We start from the raw sequence: 22,185 nt of genomic DNA on the forward strand, positions 1-22,185 counted from the left end.
GAAAGATCAACACGCCCTAAAATAAGAGTGTGCAATGCCTCAAACGAATGAAACTATCTTTGTTACTGCCGAACTTAAGATCAAAACCAACATAGAACGAGCAGCTGCGCTCGAAGCTATCGAACAGTTTTGTTTAGACATGCAAAGCGAACCGGGCTGCCTACAAGCAATTGCAACCTATGATCAAAGCCAAAGCGATCGTGTGATCTTGCTTGAGCAATACGTAAACCGCGAGGCGATCAATCAGCACTTTGTGATGCCTCATACCCAAGCGTTTATTGAGCGTGATATTACCGAGTTGGTTCAAGCATTCGAAACGCAACGTGGGCCTATCAAAGCACAAGAGCAGGAGATCTAAGACATGAAATGGGGAATCCTAGGAACCAGCTTTATCTCAGGCGTAATGGCGGATGCGATTAAAGGCGATGCTCAAAGTGAGCTGTATGCTGTTGCTGGACGCACAGAGAAAACACTCAATGAGTTTGCTGCCCAATACCAGCCAACACGAACCTTCAACAACTATGAAGCCTTGATTGAAGATGAGTCGGTCGACATTATCTACATTGCTCTACCAAACCACGTTCATCATGAGTATGTGATTAAAGCGGCTCAAAAAGGCAAAGCGATCTTGTGTGAGAAGTCTTTGTCGGTAGATATGGAAAAAACCGAGCAAGCTTTACTAGCCGTGAAAGAAGCGGGCGTATTCTTTGCTGAAGGTTTGATGTATTTAAACCATCCACTTATCACCAAGCTTCATCAAGAACTGGCAACTGGTGAGATTGGCGAAGTGCGTTCAATTCAAGGTTCCTACGTTGCGGCGATTGATCAGTTCGTGAATCCTGCGAGCAAAGGCGCGCTATACAACCTTGGCTGTTACCCAATGTCGCTGATTCACTCTGTTGCGCAGCAGCAATTTGGTGAGAGCGTGTTCGATGACGTGCAGATCTCAGCAATCGGTCGACGAGGCGAAGATGGCAATATCTGTGAATCGTCGGCGATGATGCATTTCAACGACCGTTTTACCGCACAAATCCACACTGCTGAAGACCACGGTTTAAAGCATGGTTTTACGATCCTAGGCAGCAAAGGCTGTATCACGCTAGATACTAATCCATGGCTACCGACGGCAGAAAACACGTTTACGGTAGAGATCTATGAAACGTCGACACGTGAAGTGAAAGTCGAAGCGCAAGGTGATGGTTTCCATTATCAAGTGCGCAATATCCGCCAAGCGGTTGAGCAAGGTGATACACAACTTGCTGCGCCAATGGCAACCCACCAAGACTCTCGCGTAATCATGAAGTTATTAACTGATTGGGAACAAGCGGCGAGCTAATGTTTTAGTAAATTCTATACTCGTCTCATGTTTGATCGCCTCGTAAGCTATCAAACATGAGGCGTTTCCTCTATATCTTCCAGTCGACTCTCCCCAATAAATACTTTGCATTTGAAACCGCCACAGTGTCCAATATCAGGTAGTACGAAACTGACCGAAAAACCTTATTTTTTAAGGTGTTAAATAGGACCTTTGCCGCATGCGTAAATCAGATAAGAAAATCGAGAATCAAATCAGAGACGTGTTAACTGACGTTTGTGAAGACACGCTGAAAGGCTTCGATGGTTTTTTGTGGGTGACTCACTCGGTCAACTTTTCCTCTTTTCCGCAAAGTTTGAAAATTGTCTGTGTATTCGATACCAATCAGGATAGAACGAACTTCTTAAGTGGCGAAGGTCAACAGAGTGTCTCAGGGGCTATTCAACAAGCGTTCAATCAAGTTGGAATTCAACTGAAGAATATCGATAAGCATGTTAGCTACGATACGCAAGAAAATTGCGATCGCGACCATCAAGGGAAGTGGAACAAGAGGCTTTAAGGAGCGTTGTCATCGTTCTTGTTTAGACAGCCTATCCAAATTGAGTTTCAATAGTGTGGCGCTCAAACTGAGATTCGATACAGCAAATCCAAGTCCTATTCTGAGTTCTAGGCTCTGATAACTTCTCATCTTCCAAACCGTATTATTCTCATTTTGAGAAAATCTGAGCTGATTTCTCGTTAGCCGGAGATACTTGGTTTCCAAATAAAATTAAAATCACAAAAACTTATATTTTCCTTAATGCATTGATTTTGAATCGGCATTTGCTCGTTTTACTTGCCACCGATGAAACAAGACAGACGAGCACTTGAACAATAGAGCCATGTAGTCGATACTTTTTTCGTATTTTGATTCCTAAATTGACACGTAAGTTGGCTGACTTTTCGTTTTGTGATTTAAGGCATGACAGTATCGATTAGGAAATTTGAATCATGAAAACCTACATTTCTGGGCTGCTCGCACTCATACCGTCATGTTTAATCGCTGGTTACGCTTTTGCTGTTGGTACAGCGGTTGTGCTGCCAGGGCAACATGAAGTTGGTGTTGATCTTTTGGGCTCCCCACTATCTACGAATGCCGTCATTGATTGGGAAATTTCCAACAGTGATATTGTGTTCGGAGCTTATGCCGACAAAGCCGACAATGAGCGGGCCACGACAATTGGTTATATGTACAACCAAGTCATGGCGATGAACTCGGGTTGGTTGGAGAACGATCTCCGTAACCAAGCTGAGTTAGAAGGCCTCAATTTCGAAGACTATTTCCTGCACTTTTCTGAAGATACTGTCATTGCCGAAGTTGATAAAACTCATGGCGAAAAGACCCTTTTAAACCGAAAACCTATGATCTTGGGTTATACAGCCAGTGAAGACCATGCTGGTTTTTGGTTGTATCAAGAGCCTCCGTGGGATGCCGATGTGTTTGAGAATTTCGAACAGGGTGGGGCTTTGTATGTCTATCATGCTGAACAGTTCGAACGGCTGACCTTTAAGTTCTCACAGTTTGCTGGCAGCGGTGAATTTTGGATTGAATACCCAACTGCTATTGATTCTCAGGGTAGGGTTTCACAATGGGAAAGGCTTGATGTAAAGAAAGACAAAACGCTCAATATGACCAAAAACCAATCGGTGATCTGGAACCTTCCGGATAACTGGTTAAGAGCCACAACTCATGATGGGAGCGGTGCGAGTTATGGCGGCGGCCAGTATTTTGGTTCAACCTTTTTGAGAGGTGGTGGGCGCTTATACGTTGTGAGAGTTCGTTGGCAAAGTGAGAACGCCGACGACAGGCCGCGTTTAAAAGAAGTGAAACTCAAGAACAGCTTTCCAACCGTCAAGTTAACCGACGCTCCGATTACAACGCCGGACGGCAATGCTATCAGCCAATGGCGAAAAATCCGCGGCTTTGATGTGTCTGCAGACCTAGATGGCGATAACTACTTGTCGCCAAGTGAGTATAGAAATCGAACCAATAAGAACGCGACAGCGCGTTTTCGTTGGGAATCAAGAGTTGTGCCATTTGGTCGAATGTGGAGCGCTAACTCATCTTGGTCGCTAACGAACGTCGCAAACGCGGATTATCTATCTGCCATTCATCGCTACTACAAGCAAAGCTGGGCAAGCCAAGGTTTGAATGGTGCGTACAACGACGACACAAATAAGCTTATTGGTTCGAATCAGTTCTATGTTCATTCTGGCGGGCATGTTCAAGAGTTAGGAGCTGTTGCGGGTTCGAATCAAGCGGATGATCTCTATAAACAACAATTTTCAGCGTTTCTGAAAAATCTATCTGCTTTAGAAAGTGATGCGTCGATTGGGTTGAATATCGGAACCGCGAACTTACTGGGTAGAAATGGACAGTCTCATCTTAGCGAGGCGGGATCTCTGTATTTACGCGAGCACTACATTTTTTCGTCTACTGGGTTTAGTGGTTACTCGGGGATCTCTAAATTCTGGGATAATTCTGCGCTCGCCTATAATGGACAAAGTGTTATTTTTCAGGCGACAACGCGTTATGGGCGAGTTCAGTACCTTGAAAATAGTGAAGAGAATTGGAAGCAAGACCAATACTCGACCCTAGCGATCTACCACCTCAATCGACATGCTCAACATAGCTACTTTAATCAGTGGAACAATGGTTACGTCTATGGAAGTGGCAATACGACGGCTGACACTTTCTGGCAAAGTGGTGTCCCTAAAAACATCGCCTACCAACCAAGTTCGTTATTGGCTGTTGATTTGGGAGAGCCGAGTCATCAAATCCCACAAGGCTTTGTGCCGATTCCTTTGATGCTATCGACAACGACACCTCAGCCTGCTGACTACACCATCGTTGGCGATTCCTCGATGAACGAAATGGTGCATGCTGATCTGCCCAATGGTATCACTCACGTTCTACCGACGTTCACGTACTTTATGTATCAATCTGAAAATCAGGTGGTTGCTGGTGGCCCTGAGGACATGGTGTTAGCGAGAGAGTTCAGCAATGGTCGTGTGTTGTATCGCACGGATTTCCACGGTAAGAATCCGAGCTTTTATGACGCGGCAAAACTCACCATCGCGCTGGATGTTCCAATGAAACCTGTTGATGCTAACGGTAACGTTGGTGACTATGTGAGTGAAATAGAAATTGGCGGTTATGAAGGGCTGTTCTTACTTTATTAGAACTAATGCGAGTGAGCACTCTCGAACCAGAGCAGACTAGAGCTTAGGTTCGGGATATGAGCTTATTCTTTTTACACTGCTTAAATTCTTTGGCGATCCACGATTGCTCGTTTAAACCATTGTCGATTAGAGCAAAAAGGTAGCCATCGACTTTGCCTGAAGCTGCAGGATATTCTTGAAAAGCGTGCTTAGGGTAGCCGGGGTAATCCATCTCGTATTGAGCGTCTAACTGCTTACCGAGTTGACGCCATTTTACGAATAACTCAGAAGAAGATGTCTCAACCTTATATTGGCCCAAAATGCGTTGGTGATGGGTTAACGCCACTTTAGCGCAGTGGTTGGTCTGTACGACTTTTTGTATCAATTCAACTTGTTCTTCACTCATGGTTTTCGCCAGTACATTCTCTTGTTCGATGCGCGCCATTCGCTCACCAAACGTTTCAGCATGGATGGGAAACACAAAAGTAAGCGGTAAAGCCAATACCAAAAGACGCTTGTAGAACATAACCTAACTCTTTGAATGGATTCATGACTATTATGCCGTTGAGTAACAATATTATTAACGAATAAACACGCTTAATTGTAAGAATTATTTTTATCGAGTAGATAAACAGATGATTTTGGAGTGGTGGTATTCAGGTTCTGAATGTTTGGTTGGTGAGCCTGAAATTTGATGAGGGATCCGTTACGAATTAATGACCTTGATGCCTTTGTCTTGAAGCTCATCAATCACACTACTCGAAAGATCAATGTCGGTGATCACGCCATCAAGCGCACTTAAATCTAAGGCGTGGAAAGTAGCGATACGTCCGTATTTGGTTGAGTCTGAAATCAGATAGTTTGAATGAGCTGCTTGAACAATGGCTTGTTTGACTAATACCTTATTTTCACAAGGTGTCGAGAGCCCTTTTAGATTCCAAGATGAAGAAGAGATAAACGCAATATCAATATTCATCCCTGCCAAGAACTCAGCTACTTTTCCCCCAATACTCGATTGATTTTCACGGTCAATCTTGCCACCAGTATGGTAAATCTCAGATTGTGTGCTGTTCATTAGGTATGCGGCAATCGCGAAGTCATTGGTGATGATAAGCAGATCATCTCGCCCTGCAAGTTGGTGAGCGATCTCCAAAGAGGTTGTTCCAGCGTCTAAGTAGATAGTCGAATACTCAGGAACCAATTGAGCAGCTAGTTGACCTATTTGAGCTTTTTCGCTTGCTTGCTGTTCTACCTTGATGTCGTGTGACAATTCGCTGTGAAGTGCTTTAGTCAGCTGAACGCCACCCGAAACTGAAATCACTTTCCCTGATGTCTCTAGCTTTACGATATCTCGACGAATAGTCATATGAGACACCTCTAAGTGCTCAACAAGCTCAGAAATACTGATCACTTCTTGGTGTGATAATAGTGACAAAATGGTTCTCTGACGTTCCGCTGGAATCATGATTCTTCTTCTATGTTCTTATTTTTCATCATCCTATCAATCTTTGGTTGTTTTGTGAATATCTGTGAATATCTGTTGTGAAATAGCAATTAGAACTGTGATTGCTGCCGAAATTACCCTTATCTAATGCCTCTAAAGGGTTAAATTACTCATTAATGTTAACTTTTGTTAAATGTGTGACTTGTCACTAAGTCGCATTCGATTGCTTCACATATAATCACAAACATAAACAAGAATTAACAAATCTAGAATTCAATAATTACGTGAAAGGCATCTTGCTATGAAAGAAGTTCAATCTGTTGGTGTTATCGGTTTAGGTTCTATGGGCATGGGCGCAGCGAAGTCATGCGTGCGTGCAGGCCTTGATGTATATGGTTTCGATTTGAATCCGCAAGCGCTTGAAAACTTGGGTGAATATGGCGCAAAAGCGGTCTCTACAAGCGCGGTTGAGTTTGCCGACAAACTTGATTCAGTTTTGGTATTGGTTGTGAATGCAGCTCAAGTTAACACGGTACTGTTTAAGACTGGTCTTGCGGCGGCACTGAGACCTAACACGCCAGTTATGGTCTCGGCAACGATCTCAGCAGAAGACGCGAAACAAATCGAAGCTCAGCTTGCTGAACATGATCTTGTGATGCTGGATGCGCCAGTGTCCGGCGGTGCAGTAAAAGCAGAAGCGGGTGAAATGACGATTATGGCTTCAGGTGCGGTGACCACATTTGAAGCACTGGCTCCGGTACTTGATGCAACTGCAGCTAAAGTCTACAACATCGGCGAGACCATTGGCCTTGGTGCGACCGTTAAGATTATCCACCAGTTACTAGCAGGTGTTCATATTGCTGCGGGCGCTGAAGCGATGGCACTAGCCGCACGCGCAAACATTCCGCTTGATTTGATGTACGACGTTGTTACGAATGCAGCGGGCAACTCTTGGATGTTCGAGAACCGCATGAAGCACGTAGTCGATGGTGATTACTCTCCAAAATCTATGGTTGATATCTTTGTGAAGGATTTGAACTTGGTATCAGATACCGCTCAAAACCTGAAATTCCCACTCCCATTATCAAGTGCTGCACTGAACATGTTCGTTAGCGCGAGTAATGCTGGATTTGGTCAAGAAGACGACAGTGCAGTGATAAAAGTCTTCCAAGGTATTGACCTGCCGGGTGTAAACACGTCAAAGGCGGAGAAATAATCATGTTATTAGGTGTTATTGCAGACGACTTTACAGGTGCAACAGACATTGCTGGTTTCTTGGTTGAAAACGGTATGCGCACTGTTCAACTGAATGGGATTCCAACGGGAGAGTTTGACACATCAGCAGATGCTGTGGTGATCAGCCTTAAATCTCGCTCTTGCCCAGTTGACCAAGCGGTGACGGATTCGGTTACTGCGCTTAAATGGCTTCAATCTCAAGGTTGCCAACAGTTTTACTTTAAATACTGCTCAACGTTCGACAGTACCGCTGAGGGCAATATTGGTCCCGTAACAGATGCACTTTTGGCGGAACTTGGAGAATCTTTCACTATGGTTTGCCCTGCATTGCCAGTAAATGGTCGCACGGTTTACAACGGTCACTTGTTTGTTTTTGGTGAGTTGCTCAGTGATTCAGGTATGCGTAATCACCCTGTTACACCAATGACGGATTCAAGTGTGGTTCGAATGATGGACGCACAATCAGAAGGTGTTTCCGGTTTAGTTAACTTTCAAACGATTGAACAGGGCGCTGATGCGGTTACCGCTCGTTTTAACGAACTCAAAGCTCAAGGTAGTCGCTACGCCGTGGTAGACGCATTTAATGCAGAGCACTTGGTGACGTTAGGTCAAGCGGCTAAATCTCTGAAGCTAATCACAGGTGGCTCAGGCCTAGCTGCTGGTATCGCTAAAAATTGGACAGGACATCTTGCTGACCAAAGTGATGCAAAACATGCCGGTAGCCCAGTCAAAGCACCAACCGTTGTGTTCTCTGGTTCTTGTTCAGTGATGACTAACCAACAAGTTGCGGTATACAAGCAGCTTGCTCCTCACTTTGCTATCGATGTGAAGGCTTGCTTAACCAATGATCAATACGCCAATGATGTGTTCGATTGGGTGATGACCAATAACCAAGGCGAGTTTGCTCCTTTGGTTTATGCAACCGCAGATGCCGCCGCACTGAAAGCCATTCAAGAAGAGTACGGCGCACAAGCTTCAAGCCACGCCGTTGAACAGTTTTTTAGTCAACTCGCTATCAAACTGCACCAACATGGTGTGAAAAACTTCATTGTTGCTGGTGGTGAAACATCAGGCGTAGTGACGCAAAGTCTAGCCGTGAAAGGTTTTCATATTGGCCCTCAAATCGCACCAGGTGTGCCTTGGGTTAAATCGGTCGAAGGTGAGCTATCACTAGCGCTAAAATCGGGCAATTTTGGTGATAAAAACTTCTTCGCTAAAGCTCAATCATTCTTTTCATAAGCGAGATTCAAATGAGTAAAGTTTTGATGAACGAGCAGCAGTTAAGAGAGCAAATGGTCACGCTCGCTCGTTCAATGTTCGAACGAGGTTACGCCACTGGTGGTGCAGGTAACCTGTCTATCAAATTACCTAATGGGCATTTTCTAGCAACACCAACAGGCTCTTCATTTGGTCGCCTTGTCGCTGAGGAATTGTCGGTTGTTGATATCGATGGCAACCACATCTCAGGTAAGAAGCCTTCTAAAGAAGCGGCATTCCACTTAGCGATTTATAGAAATAATGCAGAATGCAATGCGATTGTTCATTTGCATTCTACTTACCTTACCGCGTTGTCTTGCCTTGAAGGGTTGGATCGTAATAACGCGATTAAGGCTTTCACACCGTATTTCGTGATGCGAATTGGTGAGTTACCAGTGATTCCTTACCTACGTCCGGGTGACCCACAAATCGCTGAAGAGTTGGCAAAACGAGCAGGTGATTATCGAGCATTTTTGTTAGCAAACCACGGCCCAGTAGTAACAGGCACTGACTTTGTTGATGCCGTTGATAACGCTGAAGAGCTAGAAGAGACCGCCAAATTAGCATTCTTATTGAAAGGGAATGATATCCGTTACCTAACGGACGAAGAAGTGATGGATTTAAAAGGGAGAGGCAAATAATGGCTAAGTTCGCAGCAAACTTAACGATGTTATTCACAGAAGTACCATTTCTAGAGCGTTTTGAAAAAGCACACCAAGCCGGTTTCAAAGCTGTTGAATACCTATTCCCTTATGCATTTGAGGCCGAAGAGCTTGCAGCAAAAATGCAGAGATTTGGTTTTGAGCAGGCGCTTTTTAACATGCCTCCAGGTAATTGGGATGCGGGTGAGCGTGGTTTTGCCGCTATTCCAGATCGTGAAGAGGAATTTAAAGCTAGTGTTGATACGGCGCTTATGTACGCGAAAGCTCTGGGCTGTAAAAAAGTCCATGCAATGTCCGGCATATTGAATGAGAACTTTACTAAGCAACAACACGTTGAAACCTTCATCTCAAACATTCGTTTTGCGGCTGATAAGTTTGCTGAGCAAGGCATCGAATTGATGATTGAACCTCTTAATAGCCGTGATGTTCCGAACTATTTTGTGGCGCATCAACGTGAAGCTGTCGAACTGATTAAGTTGGTCGATAGACCAAATGTGAAACTTCAACTCGACCTTTATCACGCGCAAATCATGGATGGTGATTTAAGTACTTTGATTCGTGAAGTTGCTGCTTATACCGGTCATATCCAAATTGCTTCTGTACCAGAGAGGCATGAACCATCGGAAGGCGAACTGAACTACCCACATTTATTTAGTGTTTTGGATGATTCAGGTTACCAAGGTTGGATTGGCTGTGAATATAACCCAAGAAGCACGACAGAAGAGGGGCTTAGCTGGGTAAAAAGTTATTTATAGCGCGGTGTGAATGGCGTTTATATGTAACGAATCATAAAAGTAAAAACTGATTTAGATAACACGGCTTACAGGTAAGCCAACACATAACGATAAAGTGCAATGGGTGACCCGGTATCACCCATATGCACCACCCTACAAATTTTCTAAAAATGAAGAAAGAGACAAAAGGAATATAAAAATGGATGGAGCACTGATAGGCATCGTAATTGGCATTTTAGCCATGATGGGCATGATCATTAAAACAAGAATCCCAGTGGCGCTTGCGATGATTATTGCAAGTATCATCATGGGGCTATTCGCTGGTATGGCACCAACAGAGCTGATCAACGCAATTAAAGCCGGCTTTGGTGGCGTGCTTGGTGGTATTGGTTTGATTATCGCGTTCGGCGTTATCATGGGCGCGTGTTTCGAGCGTTCTGGTGCGGCTGTTAGAATGGCAAAAACGTTTGTAAAGCTGTGTGGTAAAGGTCGTGAAGACTTAGCACTAGGTTTTACAGGTGTACTTGTCGCTATCCCAGTTTTCTGTGACTCTGCGTACATCATTTTGCATTCTCTTGTTCGCGCAATTTCACGTGATACGGGTAAGTCAGCGGTTGGCCTTGGTGTAACTCTAGCGCTTGGCTTGCTTATCACTCACGCACTTGTGCCACCAACACCGGGTCCAGTTGCTGTGGCTGGAATTCTGGGTGTAGATCTAGGTGAATACATGTTATGGGGTTTGATGGTTTCTATCCCTATGATGCTTCTTTCTATGATTTATATTCGCCGAGTAGGTAACGAGTACTACCGCGTACCAAACGGTGAGACATGGATTACTAACCAAGCTGATTGGGCAAACCTTGAGAAAGTAAAAGAAACAGATGACAGAGAGCTACCAAGTAACTTTTTATCATTCGGTCCAATTCTGCTGCCAATCGCATTCATCCTAATCAACACGCTTGTTGGTCAAGGTGACACTGCAATGCACAACGTTATTTCGTTGATTGGTAACCCAGTGGTTGCTGTTGGTATCGGTGTTCTTATGGCGCTATACGGTCTTACTCGTCATATTGAGCGCAAAGACATGGTTAGCTCTATGGATGATGCTCTGTCTACTACAGGTCTAATTCTTGTGGTAACTGGCTGTGGTGGCGCAATGGGTGCAGTACTTAAAGCATCAGGTGCTGGCCCTCAAGTAGCCGAAGCTATCGCGAGCAGCGGTATTCCACCACTACTTGTACCACTAGCAATTGCTTCAATGCTTCGTCTAATCCAAGGTTCAGCAACGGCATCAATGATGGTTGCAGCAACGATGACGCTGCCATTGGTTGAAACGTTAGGTCTAGACCCAGTATTCGTAGCACTTGCATGTGCGGTAGGTCCGGTTGGCTTCTCTCATTTGAACGATTCATACTTCCACATCATCAACCGTACGTTAGGTATTACTGAACTTGCTGACCAAATTAAGATCTGGTCTGTGTCTTCAACTATCGCATGGGCGATTGGTGCAAGCATCATCATGATTCTAAACTTAGTGTTTGGTAAAGGCGGTACGTTGATCGACCCACTGATTCCAATTGCGGTTCTAGGTGCTGTATTCGTGTGGCTAAAAAGCAAAGAGAAATCACAAGTAAAGACAGCCGTTACTAACTAATACTACTTACCTTTATATACTGCCCCTATTAAGTGATTAGCTTGCTGATCTTCAATAGGGGCATTTTTGGATCGGGCACTCATCAAAATTACTAATCTTTTGGATCTCTCAGTATGAAAATTGTTATTGCACCAGACTCGTTTAAAGAATCTTTATCGGCTGTATCTGTGGCGGCGTGTATTGAAAAGGGCTTTCGTGAAATCTTCCCAGACGCTGAATACGTAACATTGCCTTTGGCTGATGGTGGTGAAGGGACTGTGGATGTATTGCTCCAAGGGCTTGTTGGTGAAAAGCGACATAGCCAAGTCGAAGGGCCGTTAGGGCAACCAGTCAATGCAGAATGGGCAATGCTAGAACCGTCGGATCAGAATCCTAAGAAAACGGCTTTAATTGAGATCGCCGCTGCCTCTGGTTTGGACTTGTTGAAACCAGAGCAGCGTGATCCATTGATTGCTTCTTCATTCGGAACGGGGCAATTGATTTTGGAGGCGATAGAGCAGGGCGCTCAAACGATTATTCTTGGATTGGGTGGCAGTGCAACTAATGATGGCGGTGCAGGTATTGTTCAAGCATTAGGTGGGACACTGTTAGATAATGCAGGGCAAGAGCTTAACCGAGGTGGCGTTGCACTAGCTGATTTATCATCGATTGATCTTACTGGTTTAGATTCACGCTATGCTGATATCGAGTTAATTGTGGCGTGCGATGTCGATAATCCGTTGTGTGGTGATAACGGTGCTAGCCATATATTCGGCCCACAAAAAGGCGCAAGCCCAGAACAAGTTGTGATGCTTGATAAGGCGCTTGAGAATTTTGCTCAAGTAGTTGAATCGCAAGGTTGTGTTCGTGGGGATGATCCCGTTCACAAGCGTACTGGTTATGGCGCGGCTGGTGGTGCTCCAATGGGGCTTGGTTTGTTGTTTAACATGCAGATTAAACCGGGTATTGAGATGGTGCTTGATGTTTTGCAAGCCGATGAAGTATTGAAAGGCGCAGATCTTGTGATTACCGGTGAAGGGCAAATGGACAATCAAACTCTGCAAGGAAAAACACCTTATGGCATTGCCAAACGTGCGAGCTTACAGGGCATTCCAACCATAGGAATTGCCGGATCTTTAGGCACCGAAGTAGAAGCGCTTTACGGCGAAATGAGCAGCTTGTTTGGAACTGTAAGATCGCCACAAACTTTAGAAAAAGTATTACAAGAGGCGGAGCTTAACTTAACAAGAACGGCAAGAAATATCGCAGCGACTTTACGGTTAGGTCACAAAATATCTCAAAAATAGTGGCTTCTACGAGGTAGGCTGCGCCTAGCTTTGGTTTTCTGCGTGTTGTAAGTTCATGATTATTATATTGTAAATATTATTGTCAATATTGAATGATTATGATTTAGATCATTAATTTGATAGGTTTTATCCATGATAACGATAAATACAAACGATTATATTTTACTTTAGCCCAGGCGTATTCTATATCCTTAATTACTGCGTGGTTTTGTGTGATGAATAGCCACCATTCAGAAGTAAAGATGCAACAAAGATGGTGCATCTAAAAGGTAATAAGGAATAGATGATGAGTAAAAAATTAACTACAGCTGCGGGTTGTCCTGTTGCTCATAACCAGAATGTCCAAACTGCGGGTAAACGCGGTCCTCAACTTCTTCAAGATGTTTGGTTTTTAGAAAAAATGGCGCATTTTGATCGTGAGGTGATTCCAGAGCGTCGTATGCACGCGAAAGGTTCAGGGGCTTACGGCACTTTCACTGTGACTCACGATATTACTCAATACACCAAAGCTAAACTATTCTCTGAAATCGGTAAAAAGACGGATCTGTTTGCACGATTTACAACGGTAGCGGGCGAACGTGGCGCAGCGGACGCGGAGCGTGATATTCGCGGTTTCGCGTTGAAGTTTTATACTGAAGAAGGCAACTGGGATATGGTGGGTAACAACACGCCAGTATTCTTCCTTCGTGATCCTCTTAAGTTCCCTGACTTAAACCACGCGGTGAAACGTGACCCACGCACCAACATGCGTAGCGCGAAAAACAACTGGGATTTCTGGACTTCTTTGCCGGAAGCTCTGCACCAAATTACTATCGTAATGAGTGACCGTGGTATCCCTGCGACTTACCGTCACATGCACGGCTTTGGTAGCCACACGTTCAGCTTCATCAACGCTGATAACGAACGTTTCTGGGTGAAATTCCACTTCAAATCTCAGCAAGGTATTAAGAACCTTTCTGATGCAGAAGCGGCACAAGTGATCGGTGATGATCGCGAAAGCCACCAACGTGATTTGCTAGACAGCATCGATAACCAAGATTTCCCGAAATGGACGTTGAAAGTACAAGTGATGCCAGAAGCGGATGCAGCGAAGGTTCCATACAACCCGTTCGATTTGACTAAGATCTGGCCTCATGCAGATTACCCGTTGATCGAAGTGGGCGAATTTGAGCTAAATCGTAACCCGCAAAACTTCTTCGCAGAAGTAGAGCAGTCAGCATTCAACCCAGCGAACGTAGTTCCAGGTATCAGCTTCTCGCCAGACAAGATGCTGCAAGGTCGTCTGTTTGCTTACGGTGATGCACAACGTTACCGTTTGGGTGTAAACCATCAGCACATTCCAGTGAATGCGCCTCGTTGCCCAGTACACAGCTACCACCGTGATGGCGCGATGCGTGTCGATGGTAACTTCGGTGGCACATTAGGTTATGAGCCAAACAACGAAGGTCAATGGGCTGAGCAACCAGATTTCGCTGAACCAGCACTGAACCTAGATGGCGCAGCAGCACACTGGGATCACCGCGAAGATGAAGATTACTTCTCGCAACCGGGTGACTTGTTCCGCCTAATGACACCAGAGAAGCAAGCGATTCTTTTTGATAACACTGCTCGCAACCTAGGCGGCGTGCCAAAAGAGATTCAATTGCGTCACCTAAGACACTGTTACAAAGCTGACCCTGCATACGGTGAAGGCATTGGTAAACTGCTTGAAATCGACGTGAGCGAATTTAAGTCGTAATCAATCATCTTGATTCGTTAATTGAAAGGCCGTTGAGTGAATCACTCAACGGCCTTTTTTGATCTCGCTGTTTATTAAGCAACCCTAAATCATTGAAAAATTTAATAATCCACATTGATAGTTTTTACCTATCGAATTGATAAATCTATCCCATTATCTTTGTAAGAGTGATGGGATTATTCTACGACTATCAGTTTATAAAGTAGAAGAGTTTGAGATGAATAAGAGCGCATTAATCGTTGAAGGTGGAGCAATGAGAGGTATTTTTGCTGCTGGAGTTTTAGACGCCTTCATGCAAGACGATTTCCGTCCTTATGATTTTGCCATCGGCGTATCTGCAGGTGTGTCGAATCTGGTTGGATACTTATCTCATGCACCAAAACGCAGTTATGATGTGATCACCACGATGGCGACGGATAAAACTTTCTTTAATCCTGCTCGCTTTGCCAAAGGCGGTAACTTGGTAGATGTTAAATGGTTATGGAACGAATCCAATCAACGTTATCCGCTCGATTGTGGTGAGTTGTTTTCAAGTATCCCACTCATTGCTGCTGTCACAAATGTCGATACGGGCAGTGCAGACTACTACCATATTAAGCCAGAAAACCTTTCTAATGTTGTTGAAGCAACAACGGCTTTACCTATCGCTTACCGTGAAACTCCGTGTTTCTCTGGTGGCTGTTATACCGATGGCGGTGTAGCCGATTCGATTCCGGTTCGTGAAGCATATCGCCGTGGCGCACGCGATATTACCGTGATTCTGTCTCACCCATTGAGCTACCGAATGAAGCCTCAAAAGCACCAATGGATGCTGAAGAAACTATTAAAGAAATTCCCGAATATTGCTGAGTCGATGGCGGTACGTGCTGAAAACTACAACCAGTCTCTGGAGTTCATTCGTAACCCACCCAAAGATGCGACTATTAAAGTGATAGCGCCACCTGAAGCCTTCGCGGTTAAGCGTTTAACTATGGATCAAAGTACTCTTAATACAGGTTACGAGATGGGCGTCAAAGCCGGTGAAGAGCACCTTGCTATTAGAAAAGGCGTTTATGGTTTAGACACTGAAGATTGTCATTTCTGCGTCTAGGAACGGTTTTAGAATACTGAATAAACGACGAAGCCACGCTGTTCACTTCAGAATAGCGTGGCTTTGTATCTGTAGACCTAGTTTGTTTTTAACTCAGCCTGCTGTTAACTCAATCTGTTATTAAACGAGTTCGTTGCCGCTGGTGTTGCCAGCAAAGAAAGCATCAACACTGGTGAGTGTTGTGTTCGCGATATTGAACAGAGCATCTTTGGTTAAGAAAGCTTGGTGACCTGTGAACAGCACGTTGTGACAAGCAGATAGACGGCGGAACACATCATCGACAATCACATCGTTTGATTTGTCTTGGAAGAACAGCTCTTTCTCGTTGTCATACACATCAAGACCAAGTGCGCCAATCTTACTCTGTTTAAGCGCTTCGATAGCAGCTGTGGAATCCAGTAGTTCACCACGGCTGGTGTTGACAATCATCACGCCGTCTTTCATCTTCTCAAACGCAGTCGCATCTAATAGGTGGTAGTTCTCTTTACTCATTGGGCAGTGTAGAGAAATCACATCAGACTCTTGGTAAAGTTCGTCGAGTTCAACGTATTTAGCGCCTAACTCAACAGCTAACGGGTTTGGATATGGGTCATAGCATAGGATATTCATGCCTAAACCCTTCAGAATTCGCATCGTCGCTAGGCCAATCTTACCCGAGCCAATCATACCGACCGTTTTACCGTGGAAGTTAAAGCCAACTAACCCCTCAAGAGAGAAGTTCGCATCACGAGTGCGTTGGTATGCCTTGTGTAGTTTACGGTTCAAACACATCATCATGCCAACCGTGTGTTCTGCTACCGATTCTGGTGAGTAAGCCGGAACGCGAACCACTTGCAGACCAAACTCTTTGGCTGCGTCTAGGTCGACCTTGTCAAAGCCCGCACAGCGCATCGCGATTAACTTGGTGCCGCCTTGAGCAAGAATCTCTAACACGTCTCGCGATAGGTCATCGTTTACAAACGCACAAACCACTTCGTTGTCGTGCGCCATTTTTGCTGTTGTTGTGGTGAGTCGAAAATCGTGAAAATGAAACTCAGCGTTGAGTTCGCCTTTTGCCAGTTCGAATGATTTTTCGTCGTATGATTTTGAGCTAAAAAAAGCAATGTTGAGCATGGCTTCCTCTCTTACCTAAAATATAAATAACCCACTAATTCATTCTCTGAAACGTGATTAAAACAAGGGCATGTTGACCTTTCGCGGTTAAGTTTTGTTCGAGATAAAATCGTTTTAATCGCGACGAGAGGTTTGCCGCCTAGTCATTCTAAGCAAAACCCTCTCAACAAAGAGTAAAACGATTTTAGCCGAACCCTTCGGGCAGTGTTTGTGGTTTCTTTCTACAGCGTTATCGAATTCTCATGTAGGCGAGCTACACGTCGAATTCTCTGCCTTGTATAAATAACCCACAAACGGCTGCAAAAATCAGCTCGATAGGTCAACATGCCCTACAACTCTGTTCAGTGTGCTAGAGTTTTTTTCTCTTGTCTATCACCATTAGTCATTGTAATTGCTATGGTTATTTGATCTTTTGTCTTCACTTATTGAACATTAAAAATCACATTACGAGGTTGCTTGCTTATAAGTTCATCAATATTGAATGAATCTTACTTTCGGGTGTGGAACGTTGAATTTTCCAGTGTGACGGAATACGTAAATGACTCATATAAAACCTCTTCTCTAACTGTTCTTTGAAAGTTGTGCTTCTGTCTAACGAGTGGCGGTTGTTATTTACCAGTAGTTCTCACTGCTGAATTGACCGGGTTTTCTGCGTAAGTGCTTTTCGAAACCTAAGCTAGTTAGCGCTTCGCTTGTGTCACGAACCATTTGCGGATTGCCGCAAAGGTAGAAAAAACTGCGGGTTTGATTGAAAGCGACAGACGCGGCTTGCTCGAGGTCGCCTCCAAGTAACAAATTTGGGATTCGTCCGCGCAAAGTTCCGGTAACTGATTCTCTAGAAATAATTGGCACATATTTAAGTCTCCCTTGAAAGTGATTAACGAGTTGAGTGATACGATCTCGATAAGTCAGGTCTTGCTCTGTTCTTACAGCATGCACTAGAACCAGATTCTTGAATGAAGAGGCTTTGTCTGAAGCCAACTCATTTTGCTGTATCTGCATGCTCTCAAGTATTGAGATAAATAGGCCTACCGCGGTTCCGGTTGAAAGCATCCATAGATCGTCGGCGATCTCTGGGATCTCATCTAAGGTCATAAAGCCACTTGGGTCTTTGCCGACAAAGATGTCATCGCCCATCTTCAACTCATGAAGTTGAGGTGAAAGCTGACCGTTCTGATCCTTAATAATCAAAAATTCCAGATGTTGATGACCTTGTTCGTGCTCTGGCGCGTTCACCATCGAATAGGCGCGTCTTACGAACTCATCCTCACTGTTAAGTAAGCCAAGTTTCGTGAACTGACCTGCCTGATAAGAAGAGACAGGTGCACTAACCTGGAGTGAGAACAATTGATCTGTCCATTCTGTTTTGTTTAGGACTTTGCCTGTAACTAAACCATGAGGAATATCTGTCATATCATCCACCTTTAAGAAGAGAAGTTATCTCATTAAGGATACTCAACTATTTACACTTTAGAGTTGCATGTACCACGTCAATAATGAGAATGCTTATCAATACTTATTAAAGGTTAATTATTGGGTCGAATGTTGTCAAAAAGACAATATACTATTTGAGTCCAAATGACTCGTGCATGTGTTTTGGTTTCGTTTTAATAGACTTTAGCTGGTTGAACATCGTTAACATAGGTTGAGTGGTTTGACCCCTAGGATATTCAACCAATTACTGAAGAGAATAATTTATAGATGCGTATAATGGCGGCTTTCGTTCTCAATATAACTGTGTTTTATGCTTGATAATCTTCGTATGGCCTTGAACGTATTGTTCGTGACCATTAATACTGCATTCACCGCATTGGCTGTGAGCCTGTTTGCCCTAATCAAACTTATTTTGCCAATTTCTGTCGTTCAAAAATCATGCACTCGCTTAGCTAACTTCACATTCTGGTGTTGGGCTTCTCTTAATTTATGGATGTTGAACGCCAATAACGATATCGAATGGCAAGTGGAAGGGGGGGAAGATATTTCGACCAAGCAGTGGTATTTGATGATGTCCAACCACCTAAGCTGGGCAGATATTGTGATTTTGTCTTCAATCCTAAAAGACAAAATGCCGATGACGAAGTACTTCTTGAAACATGAATTGTTGTACGTACCATTTGTTGGCTTGGCCTGCTGGGGCTTAGATATGCCATTCATGAGACGCCACTCTCGTGAGTTCCTATTACGCAACCCAGAACGCCGTAATGATGATTTTAATGCAATCAATAAAGCGTGTACTAAGTTCAAATTAGCACCGACAACATTGGTTAATTTTGTTGAAGGGACTCGTGCAAACCACGAGAAACTGGCGTCAGCAAAGACCCCTTATCGCCACTTATTGAAGCCGAAAACTGGGGGCGTGGCATTTGCTTTATCTGCAATGGGCCCAATTTTGGATGGCATCGTGGATGTGACCTTAGCTTACCCTGAAAACCAAACCTCTCCGTTTGAAGATATGCTGAAGGGCAAAATGACTAAGGTCGTTGTGCGTATTAAATTGCATCCAATGGATGAGAACGTGAACGGTAATTACTTTGAAGATAAGGCTTTTAAACGTCGCTTCCACAATTGGTTGAACAGCACGTGGAAAGAGAAAGACGTCTACCTTGATACGGTTTATGGGGTTGATAAGCCTTCTGAGGTAGAGACAGTTGACGAGCCTGATGTGGCTTATAAGAAACAAGAACAGTAAGCTAAAACTGAATCGATAGCATTAATAAAGCCGATAGCTCATTGAACTATCGGCTTTTTTATTAATTTGACTTTCTTAATATTCAAACCATTAAGTTAGTACTTACTATGGCTTAACCGCCTGGTAAGCATCAATAATATGCTTTACTTGGCTAGGTTTTCCTTGCTTCTCTTGTCCTTGATGGATACGTAAGTAGTGCTGCAATGTTTTGGCTTTGTATTGCTGTGATACCTTCACTTGTTCATCACAACTTGGTGTCCAGATCTTGTCACCGACGTTTGATATCTCGCTAACGGTTTGGCTCTTTTCTGAATCACCGCGACTATTACTCACCAATAAAATCTCGTAGTAACGACGGTTCTCTTCAATCAACACTTCATCAATAAGACCAAAATGGATCGCCTTTAAATGGCTTCTCAACTCGAATTGCTGATGCACCGGACAAAGCAAGAAATCGATCGCTTTGTCTGGGTGTTGACGATGAATATCATCGACGAGCTTTTGAGTAAGATCGCCACCGACACCCGCAATAATAACTAGGTGTTTGCCTGTATGTTTCTCAAGCGGAATAGCGGCGACATCCATGCAGTAGACTTGCCATTGGCTGCTAACCGTTTGTTCGGCTCTGTTATCTTGCGGAAAGTAGCGCGCTAGCTTGCCTTCAAGCTCACTCATCAGAGACGGGACAATGTCGACAAAGTGAATCTGAGGCGCTTTATTATCCGATAACAGTTGAACACCCAAAAAGCCATGATCACAGCAACAGTCCCAAATATGCTGGTAGTCATTGCTGACAAGGGAGTGGAGAGTTTGCAGTCGGTTACTTAGCTTCATAAGGTTCGCGTCGTTAGAAAAGGGGTGTTGTCTTATCGAAGGCGCATTGTAATGACTTTCTAGAAAAACAAAAGCACCTAGGGTGTGAATCCTAGGTGCTTTGTAGTGGCTACAGAAATGTAAGTATAGGTTTACGATGCTTTGGCAACGGCTCTGATATGGCCTTCCACTCGGTTCTTACCAAGTTGTTGCGCGATAAGTTTCGCTTGTTCCGCCAGCGCTAAAGCTGAGTCTGTTTCACCCTCTATTTGCGAGTATCCCACGCTAACCCCTAGCGATAAGGTGATATCTGGAGTGACGATGGTTTTCTCCGCGATTGCGACTCTGCACTGGTCTAGCTGGAATTTGGCATCTTTCACATCATTGGCTTTGAATAATACTGCGAACTCCTTTCCTCCAACACGAGCCAAGCAAAGTCCCTTTGGCTTGGGGAAGTAACTGCGTATCGATTCTGCAGTCAGCTTGATCATCTTGTCGCCAACCGCTTCACCGTAGGCTCGGTTTACGTGGTCGAAGTTATCGATATCAAGCAGAGCGACATAGGTATCGGGCTCGCTCACGTAGTTTTCGATGGCGATGCTGAAACTGCTCTTATTGTCTAACTGCGTCATCAGATCTTTGCTGCTCAATTGATGTTGAAGCAGTAAGTTAGACAAAGAGACTTCAGTGTAATCACGGATCATTCGTAGAATACTCTGGCTGATCGGTAAGTTTACGTTTACGTACAACACTGCGATCAACTGCTGACGAGAGTGCAAAGGAATACAGTAATGACGTTGGTGTATTTTGAGTTTACACGCCAGTGGATCGGCGTACTTACCACTTCGGTAAGCCATAGTGTCCGGTGTAAATCGCTCTGCAAGGGCTTTGTCACAATGTACCGTGGATTTGTTTCCGTGATAGTCGATGGTACTGAATGCGTGGTTCTCAAGCTGATAGAGACAGAATTGAATGCCTTTTTGGTAGGTGAAACTATCCAGTATGGATTTTAACTCTCGCTTAAAGCTTACAAGGTCATCGACTTTATTCAGTTGCGACAAGGACACGTTCAAACGATAAGCCAGATAGTTGGCACCAATCCACAATAGCAGGAGTGAGCCCAGTACTAAGCCCGTCAACGTAAATTGATGTGAGCTGGTTAAGATGTCATGGCGGTCAGTGCCCGCAATGAACACCCAATTTAAGCTGTTGTCTGCGTCAAATACCGATATTTTGAAGTTATCTTGATAGTAATATTCGTGCTTACCAACGGTTTCACCTTGTGAGAGTTGGTGGCTGATCCCTGCATGGAAGCTGATGGATTTAGAACCGATACGCTGTGGATCCGGGTGGAATACCAGTCGCTCTGTTGCTCTGTCTACAACAAATACATAGCCATTATTAAGCGTTTTTAAATCTCTTAAACCTTGCGTGGTATGCATTAAATCAAACTCAATCCATATTTCTTCGTTGAGCTTTTCTGCAGTGTGTTTAACGGCGAAAACCCATCGTCCATCGGCTTTTTGGTAAACGGAAGAGATGTAAAAATCTTCTACAACACCGTCTATTGAATGCCATTGTATTGTGGCGATTTGTTCATTGGAAAGAGGAAGGCCACGAGTGGAGACATAATGTTGGGAGTTAGGTTGGTATCGAACGATATCGGAGAAATTTGGTGTTCTTCTTAGAATATTATCACTCAATTCTCTGAATTTTTTATCACCGATTGGAGCCGTTTTAGGCAAGCCTAGACTGGTTTCTAAAAAATAGAGTTTGCCGAATGTGGCTTCGATGTTGGAACGAATGGTAGAGCTTGCGATACGAATGTTTGATGATGATTGTTCTGTTGCTGCTGTTTCTACTTTTTCAAGCTGAGTCATAGCAAGATAGAGCATCCCTCCAGTTAATAAAATAATGTATGGTTTAAAAAGCCGAATTAATGTTTTAGGTAAA

The 22,185-nt window shown here is 44.1% G+C and carries 19 protein-coding genes; 13 read left to right on the plus strand and 6 right to left on the minus strand.

Annotation, left to right across the window (positions count from 1 at the left end):
• Positions 1–34 precede the first annotated feature (34 nt).
• The 4 genes from AB4384_RS11420 (at position 35) to AB4384_RS11435 (ending at position 4,537) form a co-directional block, all read left to right on the plus strand.
• Positions 35–358: a putative quinol monooxygenase gene (locus tag AB4384_RS11420; protein WP_229648088.1), complete on the plus strand. Its 324-nt coding sequence runs from the start codon at positions 35–37 to the stop codon at positions 356–358.
• Between the two features lie 3 nt (positions 359–361).
• A complete protein-coding gene (locus AB4384_RS11425; RefSeq protein WP_229648087.1) occupies positions 362–1,336 on the plus strand; it encodes a Gfo/Idh/MocA family protein in 975 nt (324 codons plus the stop codon).
• 199 nt (positions 1,337–1,535) lie between these two features.
• Positions 1,536–1,874: a hypothetical protein gene (locus AB4384_RS11430; protein ID WP_017060926.1), complete on the plus strand. Its 339-nt coding sequence runs from the start codon at positions 1,536–1,538 to the stop codon at positions 1,872–1,874.
• Positions 1,875–2,305: 431 nt separating this feature from the next.
• Positions 2,306–4,537, plus strand: coding sequence for a hypothetical protein (locus tag AB4384_RS11435; RefSeq protein WP_372129575.1), 2,232 nt, complete (start codon positions 2,306–2,308; stop codon positions 4,535–4,537).
• Positions 4,538–4,580: 43 nt separating this feature from the next.
• Here the strand turns inward: AB4384_RS11435 and AB4384_RS11440 are convergent, their stop codons facing one another.
• Both AB4384_RS11440 and AB4384_RS11445 read right to left on the minus strand, forming a co-directional pair.
• Positions 4,581–5,042 carry a hypothetical protein gene (locus AB4384_RS11440; RefSeq protein WP_017064007.1) on the minus strand — a complete coding sequence of 154 codons (462 nt, stop codon included), beginning with the start codon at positions 5,040–5,042 and terminating at the stop codon, positions 4,581–4,583.
• 180 nt (positions 5,043–5,222) lie between these two features.
• Positions 5,223–5,981, minus strand: coding sequence for a DeoR/GlpR family DNA-binding transcription regulator (locus tag AB4384_RS11445; protein ID WP_017072299.1), 759 nt, complete (start codon positions 5,979–5,981; stop codon positions 5,223–5,225).
• Between the two features lie 280 nt (positions 5,982–6,261).
• Between AB4384_RS11445 and ltnD the strand changes: the two genes are divergently transcribed.
• The 8 genes from ltnD to AB4384_RS11485 all read left to right on the plus strand — a co-directional run bounded on the left by ltnD (position 6,262) and on the right by AB4384_RS11485 (position 15,617).
• The gene (ltnD, locus tag AB4384_RS11450; protein WP_017072298.1) at positions 6,262–7,176 is read left to right on the plus strand and encodes an L-threonate dehydrogenase; all 915 of its coding nucleotides are present in this window, start codon (positions 6,262–6,264) and stop codon (positions 7,174–7,176) included.
• Positions 7,177–7,178: 2 nt separating this feature from the next.
• Entirely contained in the window at positions 7,179–8,435 is a 1,257-nt protein-coding gene (gene otnK / locus AB4384_RS11455) for a 3-oxo-tetronate kinase (RefSeq protein ID WP_102320685.1), read from the plus strand.
• An 11-nt stretch (positions 8,436–8,446) separates the two neighbouring features.
• A complete protein-coding gene (locus AB4384_RS11460; protein ID WP_171349682.1) occupies positions 8,447–9,094 on the plus strand; it encodes an aldolase in 648 nt (215 codons plus the stop codon).
• Positions 9,094–9,870: a 2-oxo-tetronate isomerase gene (gene otnI / locus AB4384_RS11465; RefSeq protein ID WP_102320684.1), complete on the plus strand. Its 777-nt coding sequence runs from the start codon at positions 9,094–9,096 to the stop codon at positions 9,868–9,870. Before AB4384_RS11460 ends, otnI begins: the two co-directional genes overlap by 1 nt.
• A 178-nt stretch (positions 9,871–10,048) precedes the next feature.
• The gene (locus AB4384_RS11470; protein ID WP_017086589.1) at positions 10,049–11,503 is read left to right on the plus strand and encodes a GntP family permease; all 1,455 of its coding nucleotides are present in this window, start codon (positions 10,049–10,051) and stop codon (positions 11,501–11,503) included.
• A gap of 113 nt (positions 11,504–11,616) precedes the next feature.
• Positions 11,617–12,789 (plus strand): glycerate kinase, encoded by a 1,173-nt coding sequence (locus AB4384_RS11475; protein ID WP_372129576.1) that lies wholly within the window; start codon positions 11,617–11,619, stop codon positions 12,787–12,789.
• Between the two features lie 286 nt (positions 12,790–13,075).
• Complete coding sequence (locus AB4384_RS11480) at positions 13,076–14,527, plus strand: catalase (protein ID WP_102398420.1); 1,452 nt, start codon at positions 13,076–13,078, stop codon at positions 14,525–14,527.
• Positions 14,528–14,744: 217 nt separating this feature from the next.
• Positions 14,745–15,617, plus strand: a complete 873-nt coding sequence (locus tag AB4384_RS11485) for a patatin family protein (protein WP_065583767.1) — start codon at positions 14,745–14,747, stop codon at positions 15,615–15,617.
• A gap of 120 nt (positions 15,618–15,737) precedes the next feature.
• Here the strand turns inward: AB4384_RS11485 and AB4384_RS11490 are convergent, their stop codons facing one another.
• Positions 15,738–16,730 carry a 2-hydroxyacid dehydrogenase gene (locus tag AB4384_RS11490; protein WP_065583768.1) on the minus strand — a complete coding sequence of 331 codons (993 nt, stop codon included), beginning with the start codon at positions 16,728–16,730 and terminating at the stop codon, positions 15,738–15,740.
• Positions 16,731–17,342: 612 nt separating this feature from the next.
• Complete coding sequence (locus AB4384_RS11495; RefSeq protein WP_372129577.1) at positions 17,343–18,143, minus strand: ferredoxin--NADP reductase; 801 nt, start codon at positions 18,141–18,143, stop codon at positions 17,343–17,345.
• A 331-nt stretch (positions 18,144–18,474) separates the two neighbouring features.
• Between AB4384_RS11495 and AB4384_RS11500 the strand changes: the two genes are divergently transcribed.
• The gene (locus tag AB4384_RS11500; RefSeq protein WP_017063993.1) at positions 18,475–19,419 is read left to right on the plus strand and encodes an acyltransferase; all 945 of its coding nucleotides are present in this window, start codon (positions 18,475–18,477) and stop codon (positions 19,417–19,419) included.
• A gap of 105 nt (positions 19,420–19,524) precedes the next feature.
• On the opposite strand, the gene AB4384_RS11505 is transcribed toward AB4384_RS11500, so the two are convergent.
• On the minus strand, positions 19,525–20,253 hold the full coding sequence (locus AB4384_RS11505; protein WP_017072289.1) for a tRNA (adenine(22)-N(1))-methyltransferase TrmK: 729 nt from the start codon (positions 20,251–20,253) through the stop codon (positions 19,525–19,527).
• 131 nt (positions 20,254–20,384) lie between these two features.
• Positions 20,385–22,127 carry a diguanylate cyclase gene (locus tag AB4384_RS11510; protein WP_102398418.1) on the minus strand — a complete coding sequence of 581 codons (1,743 nt, stop codon included), beginning with the start codon at positions 22,125–22,127 and terminating at the stop codon, positions 20,385–20,387.
• Positions 22,128–22,185: the final 58 nt, after the last annotated feature.

Source organism: Vibrio sp. 10N.261.51.A4, from assembly GCF_041471945.1.
In the GTDB taxonomy this organism is placed as follows: domain Bacteria; phylum Pseudomonadota; class Gammaproteobacteria; order Enterobacterales; family Vibrionaceae; genus Vibrio; species Vibrio crassostreae_C.

Excerpts from the sequence above, each read along its gene's own strand:
- AB4384_RS11420 (WP_229648088.1), top strand. The coding sequence starts at position 35 with ATGCCTCAAACGAATGAAACTATCTTTGTTACTGCCGAACTTAAGATC.
- AB4384_RS11425 (WP_229648087.1), top strand. The coding sequence starts at position 362 with ATGAAATGGGGAATCCTAGGAACCAGCTTTATCTCAGGCGTAATGGCG.
- AB4384_RS11430 (WP_017060926.1), top strand. The coding sequence starts at position 1,536 with ATGCGTAAATCAGATAAGAAAATCGAGAATCAAATCAGAGACGTGTTA.
- AB4384_RS11435 (WP_372129575.1), top strand. The coding sequence starts at position 2,306 with ATGAAAACCTACATTTCTGGGCTGCTCGCACTCATACCGTCATGTTTA.
- AB4384_RS11440 (WP_017064007.1), bottom strand. The coding sequence starts at position 5,042 with ATGTTCTACAAGCGTCTTTTGGTATTGGCTTTACCGCTTACTTTTGTG.
- AB4384_RS11445 (WP_017072299.1), bottom strand. The coding sequence starts at position 5,981 with ATGATTCCAGCGGAACGTCAGAGAACCATTTTGTCACTATTATCACAC.
- ltnD (WP_017072298.1), top strand. The coding sequence starts at position 6,262 with ATGAAAGAAGTTCAATCTGTTGGTGTTATCGGTTTAGGTTCTATGGGC.
- otnK (WP_102320685.1), top strand. The coding sequence starts at position 7,179 with ATGTTATTAGGTGTTATTGCAGACGACTTTACAGGTGCAACAGACATT.
- AB4384_RS11460 (WP_171349682.1), top strand. The coding sequence starts at position 8,447 with ATGAGTAAAGTTTTGATGAACGAGCAGCAGTTAAGAGAGCAAATGGTC.
- otnI (WP_102320684.1), top strand. The coding sequence starts at position 9,094 with ATGGCTAAGTTCGCAGCAAACTTAACGATGTTATTCACAGAAGTACCA.
- AB4384_RS11470 (WP_017086589.1), top strand. The coding sequence starts at position 10,049 with ATGGATGGAGCACTGATAGGCATCGTAATTGGCATTTTAGCCATGATG.
- AB4384_RS11475 (WP_372129576.1), top strand. The coding sequence starts at position 11,617 with ATGAAAATTGTTATTGCACCAGACTCGTTTAAAGAATCTTTATCGGCT.
- AB4384_RS11480 (WP_102398420.1), top strand. The coding sequence starts at position 13,076 with ATGAGTAAAAAATTAACTACAGCTGCGGGTTGTCCTGTTGCTCATAAC.
- AB4384_RS11485 (WP_065583767.1), top strand. The coding sequence starts at position 14,745 with ATGAATAAGAGCGCATTAATCGTTGAAGGTGGAGCAATGAGAGGTATT.
- AB4384_RS11490 (WP_065583768.1), bottom strand. The coding sequence starts at position 16,730 with ATGCTCAACATTGCTTTTTTTAGCTCAAAATCATACGACGAAAAATCA.
- AB4384_RS11495 (WP_372129577.1), bottom strand. The coding sequence starts at position 18,143 with ATGACAGATATTCCTCATGGTTTAGTTACAGGCAAAGTCCTAAACAAA.
- AB4384_RS11500 (WP_017063993.1), top strand. The coding sequence starts at position 18,475 with ATGCTTGATAATCTTCGTATGGCCTTGAACGTATTGTTCGTGACCATT.
- AB4384_RS11505 (WP_017072289.1), bottom strand. The coding sequence starts at position 20,253 with ATGAAGCTAAGTAACCGACTGCAAACTCTCCACTCCCTTGTCAGCAAT.
- AB4384_RS11510 (WP_102398418.1), bottom strand. The coding sequence starts at position 22,127 with ATGCTCTATCTTGCTATGACTCAGCTTGAAAAAGTAGAAACAGCAGCA.